The organism is Micromonospora sp. LHW51205 (assembly GCF_003315815.1).
Taxonomy (GTDB): Bacteria; Actinomycetota; Actinomycetes; order Mycobacteriales; family Micromonosporaceae; genus Micromonospora; species Micromonospora chalcea.
In genome coordinates this window covers 1,369,624-1,383,072 of sequence record NZ_QMEZ01000001.1, presented here as the reverse complement: position 1 = coordinate 1,383,072, position 13,449 = coordinate 1,369,624, and the positions used below count along the sequence as shown (strand labels likewise).

14 protein-coding genes, 1 pseudogene and 1 riboswitch are annotated in these 13,449 nt (G+C 72.4%); of the genes and pseudogenes, 11 read left to right on the top strand and 4 right to left on the bottom strand.

Annotated elements, in window-relative coordinates; genetic code table 11:
• Positions 1 to 113: 113 nt before the first annotated feature.
• The 4 genes and pseudogenes from DQE82_RS06520 to DQE82_RS06505 all read left to right on the top strand — a co-directional run.
• Positions 114 to 1,433 (top strand): annotated as a pseudogene (locus tag DQE82_RS06520) (M14 family metallopeptidase); the annotation flags it as partial.
• 120 nt (positions 1,434 to 1,553) lie between these two features.
• Positions 1,554 to 1,647: riboswitch (cobalamin riboswitch) on the top strand.
• A gap of 107 nt (positions 1,648 to 1,754) precedes the next feature.
• A complete protein-coding gene (locus tag DQE82_RS06515; RefSeq protein WP_113972206.1) occupies positions 1,755 to 2,687 on the top strand; it encodes an ABC transporter substrate-binding protein in 933 nt (310 codons plus the stop codon).
• Between the two features lie 77 nt (positions 2,688 to 2,764).
• A complete protein-coding gene (locus DQE82_RS06510) occupies positions 2,765 to 3,859 on the top strand; it encodes an iron ABC transporter permease (protein WP_051611556.1) in 1,095 nt (364 codons plus the stop codon).
• Positions 3,856 to 4,635, top strand: coding sequence for an ABC transporter ATP-binding protein (locus tag DQE82_RS06505; RefSeq protein WP_113972205.1), 780 nt, complete (start codon positions 3,856 to 3,858; stop codon positions 4,633 to 4,635). The genes DQE82_RS06510 and DQE82_RS06505 overlap by 4 nt, the downstream gene beginning before the upstream one ends.
• Positions 4,636 to 4,908: 273 nt before the next feature.
• On the opposite strand, the gene DQE82_RS06500 is transcribed toward DQE82_RS06505, so the two are convergent.
• From DQE82_RS06500 to DQE82_RS06490, 3 genes are all read right to left on the bottom strand, one after another.
• On the bottom strand, positions 4,909 to 5,667 hold the full coding sequence (locus DQE82_RS06500; RefSeq protein WP_064448418.1) for a VOC family protein: 759 nt from the start codon (positions 5,665 to 5,667) through the stop codon (positions 4,909 to 4,911).
• A 94-nt stretch (positions 5,668 to 5,761) separates the two neighbouring features.
• Complete coding sequence (locus tag DQE82_RS06495; protein WP_043327358.1) at positions 5,762 to 6,499, bottom strand: ABC transporter permease; 738 nt, start codon at positions 6,497 to 6,499, stop codon at positions 5,762 to 5,764.
• 9 nt (positions 6,500 to 6,508) lie between these two features.
• Positions 6,509 to 7,396 carry an ABC transporter ATP-binding protein gene (locus DQE82_RS06490; RefSeq protein ID WP_113972204.1) on the bottom strand — a complete coding sequence of 296 codons (888 nt, stop codon included), beginning with the start codon at positions 7,394 to 7,396 and terminating at the stop codon, positions 6,509 to 6,511.
• A gap of 154 nt (positions 7,397 to 7,550) precedes the next feature.
• On the opposite strand from DQE82_RS06490, the gene DQE82_RS06485 reads away from it, so the two are divergent.
• Genes DQE82_RS06485 through DQE82_RS06470 form a run of 4 tightly spaced genes read left to right on the top strand, consistent with a single transcriptional unit; the run spans position 7,551 to position 9,775 of the window.
• The gene (locus tag DQE82_RS06485; RefSeq protein WP_064448420.1) at positions 7,551 to 7,871 is read left to right on the top strand and encodes a type VII secretion target; all 321 of its coding nucleotides are present in this window, start codon (positions 7,551 to 7,553) and stop codon (positions 7,869 to 7,871) included.
• Positions 7,872 to 7,881: 10 nt separating this feature from the next.
• Positions 7,882 to 8,808 carry a WXG100 family type VII secretion target gene (locus DQE82_RS06480; protein WP_043327351.1) on the top strand — a complete coding sequence of 309 codons (927 nt, stop codon included), beginning with the start codon at positions 7,882 to 7,884 and terminating at the stop codon, positions 8,806 to 8,808.
• Positions 8,809 to 8,817: 9 nt separating this feature from the next.
• On the top strand, positions 8,818 to 9,171 hold the full coding sequence (locus DQE82_RS06475; RefSeq protein ID WP_043327350.1) for a YbaB/EbfC family nucleoid-associated protein: 354 nt from the start codon (positions 8,818 to 8,820) through the stop codon (positions 9,169 to 9,171).
• A gap of 4 nt (positions 9,172 to 9,175) precedes the next feature.
• A complete protein-coding gene (locus tag DQE82_RS06470) occupies positions 9,176 to 9,775 on the top strand; it encodes a hypothetical protein (RefSeq protein WP_069088829.1) in 600 nt (199 codons plus the stop codon).
• A gap of 55 nt (positions 9,776 to 9,830) precedes the next feature.
• On the opposite strand, the gene DQE82_RS06465 is transcribed toward DQE82_RS06470, so the two are convergent.
• A complete protein-coding gene (locus DQE82_RS06465) occupies positions 9,831 to 11,894 on the bottom strand; it encodes an AAA family ATPase (protein ID WP_113972203.1) in 2,064 nt (687 codons plus the stop codon).
• Between the two features lie 236 nt (positions 11,895 to 12,130).
• On the opposite strand from DQE82_RS06465, the gene DQE82_RS06460 reads away from it, so the two are divergent.
• Genes DQE82_RS06460 through DQE82_RS06450 form a run of 3 tightly spaced genes read left to right on the top strand, consistent with a single transcriptional unit; the run spans position 12,131 to position 13,438 of the window.
• Entirely contained in the window at positions 12,131 to 12,484 is a 354-nt protein-coding gene (locus DQE82_RS06460) for a type II toxin-antitoxin system RelE/ParE family toxin (protein ID WP_043330725.1), read from the top strand.
• A complete protein-coding gene (locus DQE82_RS06455) occupies positions 12,481 to 12,801 on the top strand; it encodes a helix-turn-helix transcriptional regulator (protein ID WP_043327344.1) in 321 nt (106 codons plus the stop codon). The genes DQE82_RS06460 and DQE82_RS06455 overlap by 4 nt, the downstream gene beginning before the upstream one ends.
• Before the next feature lie 55 nt (positions 12,802 to 12,856).
• Positions 12,857 to 13,438, top strand: a complete 582-nt coding sequence (locus DQE82_RS06450) for a helix-turn-helix transcriptional regulator (RefSeq protein WP_043327342.1) — start codon at positions 12,857 to 12,859, stop codon at positions 13,436 to 13,438.
• The last annotated feature ends 11 nt before the right edge of the window (positions 13,439 to 13,449 follow it).

Below are 13,449 nucleotides of genomic sequence, written 5' to 3'. Positions count from 1 at the left end.
GTGACGATCAGGTCGGGATGACTAAAGGGAGAGACAGATATTGATATGACCATGTGTCTCCTGGTGGAGTGTGCGGACAACGGGAGCTCTCCCGTACCCCCAGGAGGTTGTCCATGGCCTTCCGCACCTCTCCGTTCCGCCGCCGGCTGGCGCTCGCCGCCGCCGTCGGCCTGACCATCGTCAGCGCGGCCGCCGCGCCCGCCGTCGCCCGGCCCGCGCCGGAGGGCTCCGGCGAGCCGGCCACCGTCGCGTACCGGGTGCTCGGCCCCCGCACCGCCGCGGACCGCACCGCGGTCGCCGGCACCGGCGCCGCCATCGACTACTCCGAACACGGTGTGTTGCACGTCACGGCCACCAAGGCCGAGGCGAACGCGATCACCCGGCTCGGGTTCCGGCTCGAGAAGGACGTCGTGCCGGAGCACGACCACGCCGACGGGGGCATGACCGCCAACGCGTTCCCGCCCGCCGACTCGAACTACCACGACTACGCCGAGCTGACAGCGGTGGTGAACAAGGTGGTCGCCGACCACCCGACCATCGCGCGGAAGCTGAGCATCGGCACGTCCTACCAGGGCCGGGACCTGATGGCCGTGAAGATCTCCGACAACGTCGCCACCGACGAGGCGGAGCCGGAGATCCTGTTCAACGCCCAGCAGCACGCGCGTGAGCACCTCACCGTCGAAATGGCGATCTACCTGCTCAACCTCTTCACCGACAACTACGGCAGCGACTCCCGGATCACAAACATCGTCAACACCCGGGAGATCTGGATCGTCCCCACCGTCAACCCCGACGGCAGCGAATACGACATCGCCACCGGCTCCTACCGCTCCTGGCGCAAGAACCGGCAGCCCAACAGCGGCTCCACCGCCGTCGGCACCGACCTGAACCGCAACTGGGGCTACCAGTGGGGCTGCTGCGGCGGCTCGTCCAGCTCGAAGTCGTCGGACACCTACCGGGGCCCGTCCGCCTTCTCCGCGCCGGAGACCGCGGCGCTGCGCAACTTCGTCAACAGCCGGGTCGTCGGCGGGGTGCAGCAGATCAAGGCGAACATCGACTTCCACACCTACTCGCAGCTGGTGCTCTGGCCGTACGGGTACACGTACAACAACACCGCCACCGGGATGAACACCGACCAGTACAACACCTTCGCCACCATCGGACGGCAGATGGCGGCGACCAACAACTACACCCCGGAACAGTCGAGCGACCTCTACATCGCCGACGGCACCAGCATCGACTGGATGTGGGGCGCCCACAAGATCTGGGCGTACACCTTCGAGATGTACCCCGGCTCGGCCTCCGGCGGCGGCTTCTACCCGCCGGACGAGGTGATCCCGGCGCAGACCTCACGCAACCGGGAAGCCGTGCTGATCCTGTCCGAGTACGCCGACTGCCCGTACCGGGCGATCGGCAAGCAGAGCCAGTACTGCTGACCTCACCACCGGGTGGGAACCCCGGTTCCACCCCCGCCGGGGTTCCCACCCACCCCCACCGTCCGGACGATCTCCGCTGGTCGTGCGCTACCGTGGCACCGACCGTGCCACAGCGAAGCCGGTGCGAAACCGGCGCTGTCCCGCAACTGTGATGCCCCGTACGCGCGGCGTCGGCCTCCCGCCGGCGCCGACGGACGTGGGACGAGCCAGGTCGCCTGCGGCCCGGTCGCGACACGCGCTCTCGAGGAAGGGCGCCTCGCGGACGGGCCTCTCTTCCTGTCGGCGAAGCACCACACTCCTCGACCGACAGGAGGCTTCATGTCCCGACGTACCCCCCGGCTCTTCGCCACCGCGCTCGCGGCCGGCGTGCTGCTTCTCGGCGGTTGCGCCGAGAAGACCTCGACCGACACCCCCGCCACCGGCGCCTCCGGCGGCGCGTTCCCGGCCACCGTCGGCAAGCTGACGCTGGAGAAGCGGCCCGAGAAGATCGTCTCGCTCTCGCCGACCTCCACCGAGATGCTCTTCGCCATCGGCGCCGGCAAGCAGGTCACCGCCGTCGACGACCAGTCGAACTACCCGGCCGACGCGCCCCGCACCGACCTGTCCGGCTACCAGCCGAACGCGGAGGCGGTCGCCTCCCGCAACCCCGACCTGGTGGTGATCTCGGACAACCTCAACAAGATCGCCGACCAGCTCGTCGCGCTGAAGATCCCGGTGCTGCAGATCCCCGCCGCGGCCACGCTCGACGACACGTACCGGCAGCTCACCGACCTGGGCACGCTCACCGGCCACCGGTCCGAGGCCGAGGCCGTGGTGCAGAAGATGAAGGACGACATCACCGCGCTGACCAAGGACCTGCCCAAGCGCACCGAGAAGCTGACCTACTTCCACGAACTGGGTCCGGAGCTGTACACCGCGACCAGCAAGACGTTCATCGGCACCATCTACGCGCTCGCCGGGCTGGAGAACATCGCCGACCCGTCCGACGCCGACGGGAAGAACGGCGGCTACCCGCAGCTCTCCCAGGAGGTCATCGTCAAGGCGAACCCCGACTTCGTCTTCCTGTCCGACACCAAGTGCTGCAAGCAGAACGCCGACACGGTGAAGGCGCGCAGCGGGTGGGCCGGCATCAACGCGGTGAAGAACAACCAGATCGTGGAGCTGGACGACGACATCGCCTCGCGCTGGGGCCCGCGCGTGGTCGACCTGCTCAAGGTCATCGTCGACGCCACCGCCAAGGTCCCGGCCTGACAGTGGCCCTACGACAGGCGGACTCCGCCCCGAACCCGGCCGGAACGCCTCGGGCGTCCCGGCCGGGCATCCGGCCGCTGTCCCGCCCCGGGCGGCGCGGGGCGCCCGGCGCGGGCGGCGCCCCGGTCCGGCCCGCCGGGCTACGCAAGCGCTGGCTGCTCGCCGGAGTCGTGGCCGTGCTCGTCGCGCTGGTGGCCGGCGTCTCACTCGGCCCGGTCAGCCTGCCGCCCGGCAGCGTCGCCGCCGAACTGCTCAACCTGCTACCCGGGGTACGCCTCGACAGCGGGCTCACCGAGCGGGAAATCGCGATCATCACCGAGCTGCGGCTGCCCCGGGTCGTGCTCGGCCTGCTCGTCGGCGCGCTCCTCGCCCTGGCCGGCGGCTGCTACCAGGGCGTCTTCCGCAACCCGCTGGCCGACCCGTACCTGCTCGGCGTGGCGGCCGGCGCCGGCTTCGCGGTCACCACGGCGATCGTGCTCGGCGCCGGAGCCGGCGGGGCGCTGACCGGGCTGCCGATCACCATCCCGCTCGCCGCGTTCGTCGGCTCGCTCGGCGCGGTCGTGCTGACGTACCTGCTCGGCGCGGCCGGCGGACGGGACCGGTCACCGGCCACGCTGATCCTGGCCGGGGTGGCGGTCTCGGCGTTCTTCGGCGCCGGGCAGACGTACCTGCTGCAACAGCACTCCGACAACATCCAGCAGGTCTACTCCTGGCTGCTCGGGCGGCTCGCCACCGCCGGCTGGCACGACGTGTGGCTGGTCCTGCCGTACTTCGTGCTCACCGCCGTGGTGGTGCTGCTGCACCGGCGTGAGCTGGACGTGCTCTCCGTCGGCGACGACGAGGCCACCGGTCTCGGCCTGCACCCGCAGCGCTCCCGCTACCTGCTGATCGCCGCCGCGTCGCTCGGTACCGCCGCAGCGGTCTCCGCGTCCGGGCTGATCGGCTTCGTCGGCATCATCGTGCCGCACACCATGCGGCTGCTCTTCGGCTCCAGCCACCGGATCATCCTGCCGCTGTCCATGCTGTTCGGCGGCGCGTTCCTCGCGCTCACCGACGTGGTCGCCCGTACCGCCGCCGCCCCCGCCGAGATCCCGATCGGCGTGGTCACCGCGCTGCTCGGCGGCCCGTTCTTCGTCCTCGTCCTGCGTACCGCCCGCCGGGTGGCGATGTGAACGCCCCCGCCGTGCGCGTGCACGACCTGCGGGTCGCCCTCGGCGGCAACCCGATCCTGGCCGGCGTCGACCTCACGGTCTCCGCCGGTGAGTGGGTCACCGTGATCGGACCCAACGGCGCCGGCAAGTCGACCCTGCTGCGCGCCGTCGGCGGCCTGCTGACCGGCCCGGGCGAGGTCGCACTCTTCGGTACGCCGATCGGCGCGCTCCGCCGCCGCGAACGGGCCCGGGTGGTGGCCACGGTGGCCCAGTCCCCGGTGGTGCCGGCCGGCATGTCGGTCTTCGACTACACGCTGCTCGGGCGTACCCCGTACATCCCGGCGCTGGGCCGCGAGTCCGCCGCCGACCTGGCCGCCGTGCACGAGGTGCTGGACCGGCTCGACCTCGGCCCGTTCGCGCACCGTGAGCTGGCCACGCTCTCCGGCGGCGAGCGGCAGCGCGTCTTCCTGGCCCGGGCGCTGGCCCAGGGCGCCACCCTGCTGCTGCTGGACGAGCCGACGAGCGCGCTGGACATCGGGCACCAGCAGGAGGTGCTGGAACTGGTCGACCAGCTCCGCCGCGAGCACGGCCTGACCGTGCTGGCCACCATGCACGACCTCTCCATCGCCGGCGAGTACGCCGACCGCCTGGTGCTGCTGGCCGACGGCCGGGTGGCCGCCGCCGGTTCACCGGACGAGGTGCTCACCGAGGCCCTGCTGGCCCGCCACTACCGAGCCCACATCCGGGTGATCCCCGGCGACCACGGCCCCTTGGTGGTCCCCGTCCGCCCAACCTGACCCCACCCGCCCCGCCTTCGCGCCGTCGATCTTGCACTTCCGGCCCCGACAAAAGGTGCGAATGTGACGCCACGAGGGCCGCAACTGCAAGATCGGCGGACGGGGTGGCGGCTTTGCCGCTGAACAGCCCACCCTCAGGGAGCGCCGTCCCGAATCCTGGGCAGGTGTTCCGATTGCCGGGAGGGCAGATAGATCTTGGTACGAACAGGCCCTCCTGGGGGCCAACCCGTACCAAGATCTCGACCGGACCCGCCTCGCGCGCGGCGGAGGGGGTCAGCGGAGGGTGGAGATGGAGAAGAGGGCGCCGGACGGGTCGCGCAGGGCGGCGCTGCGGCCGGCCGGGTTGTCGCGCGGCGGGACCAGGATGGTGCCGCCCAGCTCGGCGGCCCGCGCGGCGGTGACGTCGGCGTCCTCCACCGCGAAGTAGACGGCCCAGTACGCGGGCAGGTCCTCCGGCATCGGCTCGGCCCGGGGCAGCATGCCGGCGACGATCCGGGCGCCGCAGCGCCACCCGGTGTACGGCACCGGCCCGGCGGGACGTTCCTCCGGGTGCCAGCCGAAGACCAGCGCGTAGAACTCCTTGGCGTTCTCCGGATCGGGGGTGACCAGCTCGTTCCAGCACATCGCGCCGGGTGCGTTGAACAGTTCGGCCCCGCGCATCGCCATCGGCTGCCAGACGCTGAACACCGCGCCCGCCGGGTCGGCGAGCACCGCCATCCGGCCCTGCGTGGCGACGTCGAACGGGGAGACCACCACCTGCCCGCCGGCCGCCTCCACCCGGGTCGCGACCAGGTCGGCGTCGTCGGTGGCCACGTACATCGACCAGACCGGCACCTGGTCCGGCGTGGCCGGCGGGCCGGCCCCGGCGACGGCCTTGCCGTCCTTCTGGAAGACGGTGTAGCCGCCCGCTTCCGGCTCGGGGGAGATCTGCCCCGTCCAGCCGAACAGCTCGGGGTAGAACCGTCGCGCGTCCTCCAGCCCCGGCGTGGCCAGGTCGGTCCAGCAGGGTGTGCCGGGCTCGACGCCGTTCACGGTGACCCCTCTCGCCGGGGACGGTCCCGCTGACCCGCCCTGTCGGCATCGTGGCACCGCCGGGTCGGCCACCGGGCCGGAACCGGACAAAAGGTCAGGTGAAGCGGCGTCCCTCGTCCCGCCGGTACGCCCAGCCGGCGGCCGCGGCGAGCACCAGCACCCAGACTCCCAGCATCACCAGCGACAGGGTGCCGGGCCGGAAGTCGGTGACCGCCGCCCAGATCAGTTCCACCGCGCCCCGGGTCGGCAGGTAGGGGGCGATCGCCTTGATGAAGCCGGGCGCGTCGTCCGGCCCGGAGAGCAGGCCGCCGCCGAACGCCAGCGGGAAGAAGATCACCTGCGCCACCACGATCGCCGCCTTGCTCGGCAGCGCGTAGCCGATCGCCAGGCCGAGCAGCGTGAACGGCACCGAGATCACCGCTACCGCGCCGAGCCCGAGCAGGAACTGCAGCGCGCTGACCCGGGCCTCGGTGGCCACCGCGGCGATCACCACCACCGGGATCATCGACACGTACGTCAGCACCAGCCCGGCCAGGATCCGCCCGGTGAGTCGCGGGGCCGGTCCGGTCGGCAGGGTCCGGGTGTACGGGTTCCAGGGCTGGTCGCGGTCCTCGGCGACACCCACGCCGTACTGGAAGATGTTGGCGCTCATCACCGCGAACGTCACCATGGCGGCGGTGGCGTAGGTGGCGCCGGTGGGGTCGTCGCCGGCGAACGGCACCACGAAGAAGAGCATCGCGGCCGCGGGGAAGAAGGCGCTGCCCACCACCGCCACCGGAATCCGGATGATCTCCAGGAGGTGGTAGCGGGCGTGGACGAGGGCGAGCGGCACGACTGTCTCCTAGGCGGGGGTGGGCGCGGGCCGGTCGCCGGCCGTGATGGCGAGGAACGCCTCCTCCAGCGAGGTGGGCCGGACCTCCAGGTCGCGGAACGCCACCCCGGCGGTGACCAGGTCGCGGACGAGCTGGTCGGCGTCGGTGGTGAGCAGGTGCACCCGCCCGTCGGCGCGTTCGGTGGCGACCACCCCGGGCAGCGTCGGCAGATCGTCGGCGACCAGGCTGACCCGGCGTACGCCGACCATCCCGCGGATCGCCGTCACCGAGTCGTCGGCCAGCACCCGCCCGTGGCCGATCACCACGACGCGCTGCGCGAGCGCCTCCACCTCCTCCAGGTAGTGGCTGCTCAGCAGCACGGCGCCGCCGTCGGCGTGGAAGCCGCGGATCGCGTCCCAGAGCGCGTGCCGCGCCTCCACGTCGAGGCCGGTGGTCGGCTCGTCCAGCACCACCAGCCGGGGACGGCCGACGAACGCCAGCGCCACCGCCAGCCGGCGACGCTGGCCGCCGGAGAGGCCGCCGGTCTGCCGGCGTACCTGGTCGGCGAGGCCGAACCGGTCGAGCAGCTCGCCCCGGGGCACCGGGTCGGGGAAGTGCGCGGAGACGAAGTCGACCACCTCGCCGACCCGCAGCGTGCCGGGCAGGCCGGTCTCCTGCGGCGTGACGCCGAGCTGCCGCCGGCTCGCCGGGTCACGCGGGTCGCCGCCGCACAGCTCGACCCGGCCGCCGCTCGGGCGGCGCAGCCCGACCAGCAGGTTGATCAGGGTGCTCTTGCCGGCGCCGTTCGGGCCGAGCAGGCCGACCAGCTCCCCGGCCCGGACGGTCAGGTCGACCCGGTCCAGGGCCAGCACGTCGCTGTAGCGGCGACTGACCTGTTCGGCGCGGGCCAGGATCATCCGGGGCTCCTCGGGCGGCGGAAGGGTGCTCGTGCACTCCCTGTCTACCGTGCCGGGGCAACCGTCGCCGCCCCCTGTGGAACTGCGCACATCCCCTAGGCTGGTGGCGCCGTCGAGGACGGTGGAAGTTCCGACCGGACACTGGGGAGGGTCCGTGACCAGTCCGAGCAGGAATCTCGCGGTGCAGCCGGAGGCGTTGACGGCGTTCGCCGCCGCCTCCCGGGACCGGGCCGGCCAGTTCCGTGAGCTGCACCGGCTGTTCCGCGACGGCCACGTGGCCCGGCACGCGTTCGGCGTGATGCCCGCGTCGTTCAGTCTCGCCGCCGCGTACGAGCAGCAGTTCGAGGCGTGCCTGGCAGGGCTGGAGGACGGCGCCGAGGTGATGGCGACGATCGCCGAAGGGCTCCGCGACACCGCCGAGGCGTACACCGGCACGGACGTTGCCAACACCGACATGTTCCAGCCGGGCGCCTGAGGGGGGCGGGATGAGCACCGAGGCGCTGCAGCGCAACAAGACCTACTTCGAGCAGATCGTGTCGGGCACGCCCGACCCGTTCAAGCCGCTCTCGAACGCCGTGCTGTGGCCGTTCGAGCAGCTGCTGGAACTGGTCGCCGGCGAGCCGGACGATCTGATGCGGGCGGCCCAGCTCGCGCTGACCACCGGCGACGCGGTCCGGCGGATCGCCGGCGACCAGGTCGCCGACCGGGCCCGGCTGCGCGGCGCCTGGGACGGCGACGCGGCGGACAAGTTCCACGCCTCGATGGAGTCGATCGAGGAGGCGATGGAGGAACTGGCCAAGGGGCTGGACGGCACCAAGGAGGTGCTGGTCGACGCCGCCAATGCCGCTGTCGACGCGTTCAACCTGCTGGTCGAGCTGATCCTGGAGTTCCTGCTCTGGTTCCTGACCGAGGTCATCATCGCCGCGGTGGCGGCAGTGCTGAGCGCCGGGGTGAGCCTGGCCGCCACAGTGGTACGGGTGCTGGCCCGGCTCGCCACCACCGTCGGCCGCATGGTCAAGATCGTGGCGCGGTTCGCGGAGATCCTCACGAAGCTCGCCACCAAGCTCCAGAAGGTCGCCGAGCTGCTCATGCGCTACCGCCAGGTGGTGCTGGAGCTCCGCAAGGCCAAGAAGGCGTACGGCGCGTTCAGTAAGGCCGGCTACACCAGGGAGGCGGTGCTGTTCAAGGCCAAACGCGCCGCCATCCTGTTCCCGGGCAAGTTCGCCATCAACCAGGCGTCACCGGTGAACATCCCCGGTATCGGCGGCGCCCTGCTCGACACCGGCATGGGGCTGCACGACATCTCCGACGGGCGCAAGGACCGCAACTACCTGGTGGACGGCACGTACCGCGAGGATCTCGGCCCGTACACAAAGGGCGTGCAGAACGTGTTCGACTCGATCGTGAACTGAGAGGCACCCATGACGTTCCCGGCCCTGGACCGGATCGAGGCGCTGGCCCGCAACCTGGACGGGTGGCAGCGCGAACTCGGCGCGCGGATGGCCGAGCTGGAGCAGAGCAGCGCCCAGGGGGTCAGCGACTCCGGCCTGGTCACCGTGGTGGCCGCCGCCGACGGCAAGATCCTCTCCACCGATATCAACGCGCGGGCCATGCGGTTCGACTCGTACACGCTGGCCGAGGAGATCACCGCCGCGGCGAACCGGGCGCAGGAGGCCGCCGCCGCCCGGGTACGCGAGATCGTCGGCGAGGTGATGGGCAACGCCCCGGCGGCGGAGCGCCGTACCGACGACGGCTACGGCGACGGCCGATACTGAGCCGATGGACGAGACCAGATACCGCGACCCGATCGACCGGCTCGTCGAGCCGGGCGAGCGCGTGCTGGCCCACGCCAAGGCCGACGTCGGCCAGGGCCTCGCTCCGGCGCCGCCGCCCGAACCGGAGTCCACTGCCGAGCCGGGTCGGCGGACGCTCGGCTCGGTGCTGCTGAACGTCCTCCTGCCGCTCGCCACCTGGGACCGCGGCGACCGGCTGGTCGATGCGATCGGCTGGGGGATCGCCGGCCGTGGCGAGCCCGGCTCGGCCGCCTCCCGCCTGCACCGCGCGCTCCGCCCGGCCCGGCCCGACCTCCAGGTCCGGGAGACGCTGCTCGCGGTCACCGACCGGCGGCTGCTGGTCTGCCGTACCGGCGGGGTCAAGCTGCTGGCCGGGCGCGAGGCCGAGGAACGCGCGCTGGCCGAGACGTCGGTGGCGTGGTCGGCCGCGCGTGCGGAGGTCGCCTCGGCCCGGGTCGGGTGGCACCGGCTCAACCCGAAGCGGCTGCGGATCGACTTCACCGACGGTTCCTGGCTGTCGTTCACCGTGCCGATCGCCGACTCCGGCCGGCCGCTGCGCGAGGTCGCCGCCGCGTTGAGCACCTGACCGGGCCCGCTCGCCGGGCCGCGACCAGGGGCCGGGCCGCAGCAGCCCGCCCAGGTCAGGTGGCCAGCGGCGCGGGCAGCGGCTCGCGGTGCAGCACGGCCAGGCGGGAGACCGCCCGGGTCAGCACCACGTAGAGGCGGTGCAGCCCACGCGGCTCCGCGGCCACGATCGCGGCCGGCTCGACGACCACCACGTGGTCGTACTCCAGGCCCTTGACCAGCGTCGCCGGGACCACTGTGACGCGCGCCGCGGCCTCGACGTCGTCGGCCGTCGCGGTTGCGACGCCCGCGTCGGCGAGCGCCGCGCGCAGCCGGTCCACCGCGTCGTCCGCGGCGATCACACCGACCGAGCCGTCGTGCGCGAGCGCCGCCCGCACCTCGGCCACCGTCGCGGCCGCCAGGTCCTCGGCGGTACGCACATCCAGCGCGCCGTCGTGGCGAAGCGAGCGGGCCGGGGGTACGTCGACGGCGAGCGCCGGCAGCAGCCGGTTCGCGAACGCCACCACTGCCGCCGGCACCCGGAAGCCCACGCTCAGCGGCACCACAGCGGCGTCCGGCTTGCCCAGGTGGGCCAGGGACTCCCGCCAGTCGGTCGCGGCCCACGGCGCGGTGCCCTGGGCGAGGTCGCCGAGAAGCGTGATCGAGCCGTGCTCGCTGCGCCGGGCGATGGCGCGGCACTGCATCGGGGAGAGGTCCTGCGCCTCGTCCACCACCACGTGCCCGAAGCCGGCGGGCCGTTCCAGCAGCCCGGCCACCTCGTCGATGAGCACCGCGTCGGCGGCGGTCCACCGGGTCGCCTTCGCGGTGCGCGCGGGCTTGCCGGACCGGAACAGCTCCTGCTCCTCGGGCGTGAGCAGGCCGTCCGCGGCGGCGGCGAGCGCGTCGGCGTCGGTGCGCAGCCGGTGCAGCAGCCCGTCCGGGGTGAGCGCCGGCCAGACCGCGTCGAGCAGGTCGGTGACCGGCTTGATCCGGCTCATCCGGCGCAGCCAGGCGTCGCTCGGCGACTCCGCCCGGCGCGCCTCCGCCTGCCGTTGCAGCAGCCCCACCACCCGCGCCCGGACCCGTTCCCGGCCGGTGGCGTAGGGCAGCCCTTCCTGGCGCGTCTCGGTGACCAGCCGGTGCAGCGGGTCGAGCCCGATCCGCCACCGGTACGAGCCGTCCGACACCATGATCGGCTCGGTGGGCGTACCGATGTGGGCCTCGACGGCCCGGCGCAGCACCTCGGCCATCCGGACGTCGTGCTTGAGCGCGGCGGCGGCCGGATCGTCGACCGCGCGGACCGGGACCCGCGCGACCAGGTCCTCCACGGTGGCCTGCTCGACCTCGACCTCACCGAGCGCGGGGAGCACCGCCGCGATGTACGACAGGAACGCCCGGTTCGGCCCGACGATCAGCACTCCCGAGCGGCGCAGTCGTTCCCGGTGCAGGTAGAGCAGGTACGCGGCGCGGTGCAGCCCGACCGCCGTCTTGCCGGTGCCGGGCGCGCCCTGCACGCAGATCGAGTCGGCCAGGTCGGCCCGGACCAGTTCGTCCTGCTCCGGCTGGATGGTGGCGACGATGTCGCGCATCGGGCCGACGCGGGGGCGCTCGATCTCGGCGGTGAGGATGCGGCTGGCGGTGCCGAGTTCCTCGCCCCGGTCCAGGTGCTCGTCCTCGAAGCTGGTCAGCACGCCCGCGCTGAACCCGAACCGGCGGCGTACGGCGACGCCCTGCGGGTCACGCGCGCTGGCCCGGTAGAACGACCGGGAGACCGGGGCCCGCCAGTCCAGCACCAGCGGCTCGCCCAGCTCGTCGGTGACGTGCCGCCGCCCGACGTGGTAGTCCCGCCCGGCGTGGTCCGGGTCCGTCTCCCCGAAGTCGAGGCGGCCGAAGAACAGCGGCGTGGTCGGGTCGTCGGCCAGCTCCTTGACCCGCCGGGCCATGTGCCGGCCGAGCTGCTCGGCGGTGTACGAGTCACCGGCCACCTTGTCGCCGGTGGCGAAGAGCGCCTCGGCGCGTTCCCGCATCCGTTTCAGCGCGGCTCGGGAGGCGTCGAGGTGGGCGCGCTCGGCGGCGAGTTCGGCGTCGAGGTCGGGCGTGGCGTCACGTTCGGGCGTGGTGTCAAGTTCGGTTGCGGGCACTGTGAACTCCGATGGCTCAACTGAGGCTCGCTCGCGTGTCCGGGGCGGTTGGCCTGCTCCCGGCGCGGGGACGTCCGCTGCGGTGCATGCTCACCGCGGCCGTCGGGCGGCCATCCACGCTACGGCCATCCAGCCGCCCGCACCACCGATTTTTCCTGCCGAGCGTGTCACTCGACCGACCCGGCTCTTAATAATATTCTTAAGTTCGGGGGTGAGAAGTGGAGTGGGAAATTCTGATGACCGGGCAGGTCGAGGACTTCCTCGATGAGCTCTACGCTGCCGACCGTGAGTCGCACCGCCTGGTGAACCAGGCAATCCTGGTGCTGGAACGCAACGGTCCCATCGAGGGGCGCCCGCTGGTCGACAGCATCACCGCATCTCGCCTCAGTAACCTCAAGGAGCTGCGGCCTCCCTCTGCCGGGCGCACCGAGATCAGGATTCTCTTCGTCTTCGACCCGTGGCGCTCCGCGGTTCTGCTGGTCGCCGGCGACAAGTCGGGGCAGTGGACGCGCTGGTACCGGGATGCCATTCCGGAGGCGGAGCAGCTCTACGACACCTACCTCAAGGAGCGGCAGGAGGAGATTCGATGAGCGGCGTCAAGCGGTGGCGTGACACCTCGCACCTGGGCCGGGCGGTGGAGACCGCCGGTGGTGTGCAGGCATTCGAGGCCGCGATCGGTGGCATGCTCGACGAGGCCCGCGGGTGGCGTCTCGCGGAGCTGCGCAAGCGGCGCGAGATGACTCAGGAGCAGGTCGCGTTGAGGATGGGTGTGTCGGTCGCGCGGGTGTCGCAGATCGAGGCGGGCAGTGTCGCGACCCAGGACGTGCTCGCGCGATACATCGCCGCTCTCGGCGGCACGCTCAAGCTGATCGCCGATTTCGGCGACGAGCAGCTCAAGGTCGCCTGAGTCGACGGGCTCCACCCTGCGTGTCCAGGTGTCGGCGGCGCGGGATCATTGGGGCATGACCGAGGCGCGGCCCGAGCAGCGCCGGGTGACGATCAGCGACCCGCAGGTGATGCGGGCGCTGGCTCACCCGGCCCGTATGGCGATCATGGAACATCTCGGCACGCTGGAGGGCGGTGCGACGGCCACCGAGTGCGCCGAGATCGCCGGGCTGTCGCCGAGCGCGACCAGCTACCACCTGCGTGAGCTGGCGAAGTTCGGGCTGATCCGGCAGGCGCCCGGCCGGGGGGACGCGCGGGAGCGGGTGTGGCAGGCGGTGAATCCGTCGTTCCACGTCGAGGTGGGGCCGGATGCCGAACCGGAGGCACGCGCCGCCGAGGCGGCCCTGGTCGAGGCGCACATGGTCCGCGACGCCCAGCGGGTCCGGGACTGGTTGCGCCGCGCGCCGGACGAGTCGCCGGAGTGGTACGCGGCGACCTGGTTCAGCGACAGCGTGCTGCTGGTGACCGCCGAGGAGTTGAGCGAGTTGAACCAGGCGATCCAGGCGCTGATGGAGCCGTACCGGCGGCGGCATCGGGCCGATCCACCCGCCGGGGTCCGTGCGGTGGCGGCTCAGTACCGGGCGATGCCCATCGATTGAGGGGTTGTGCG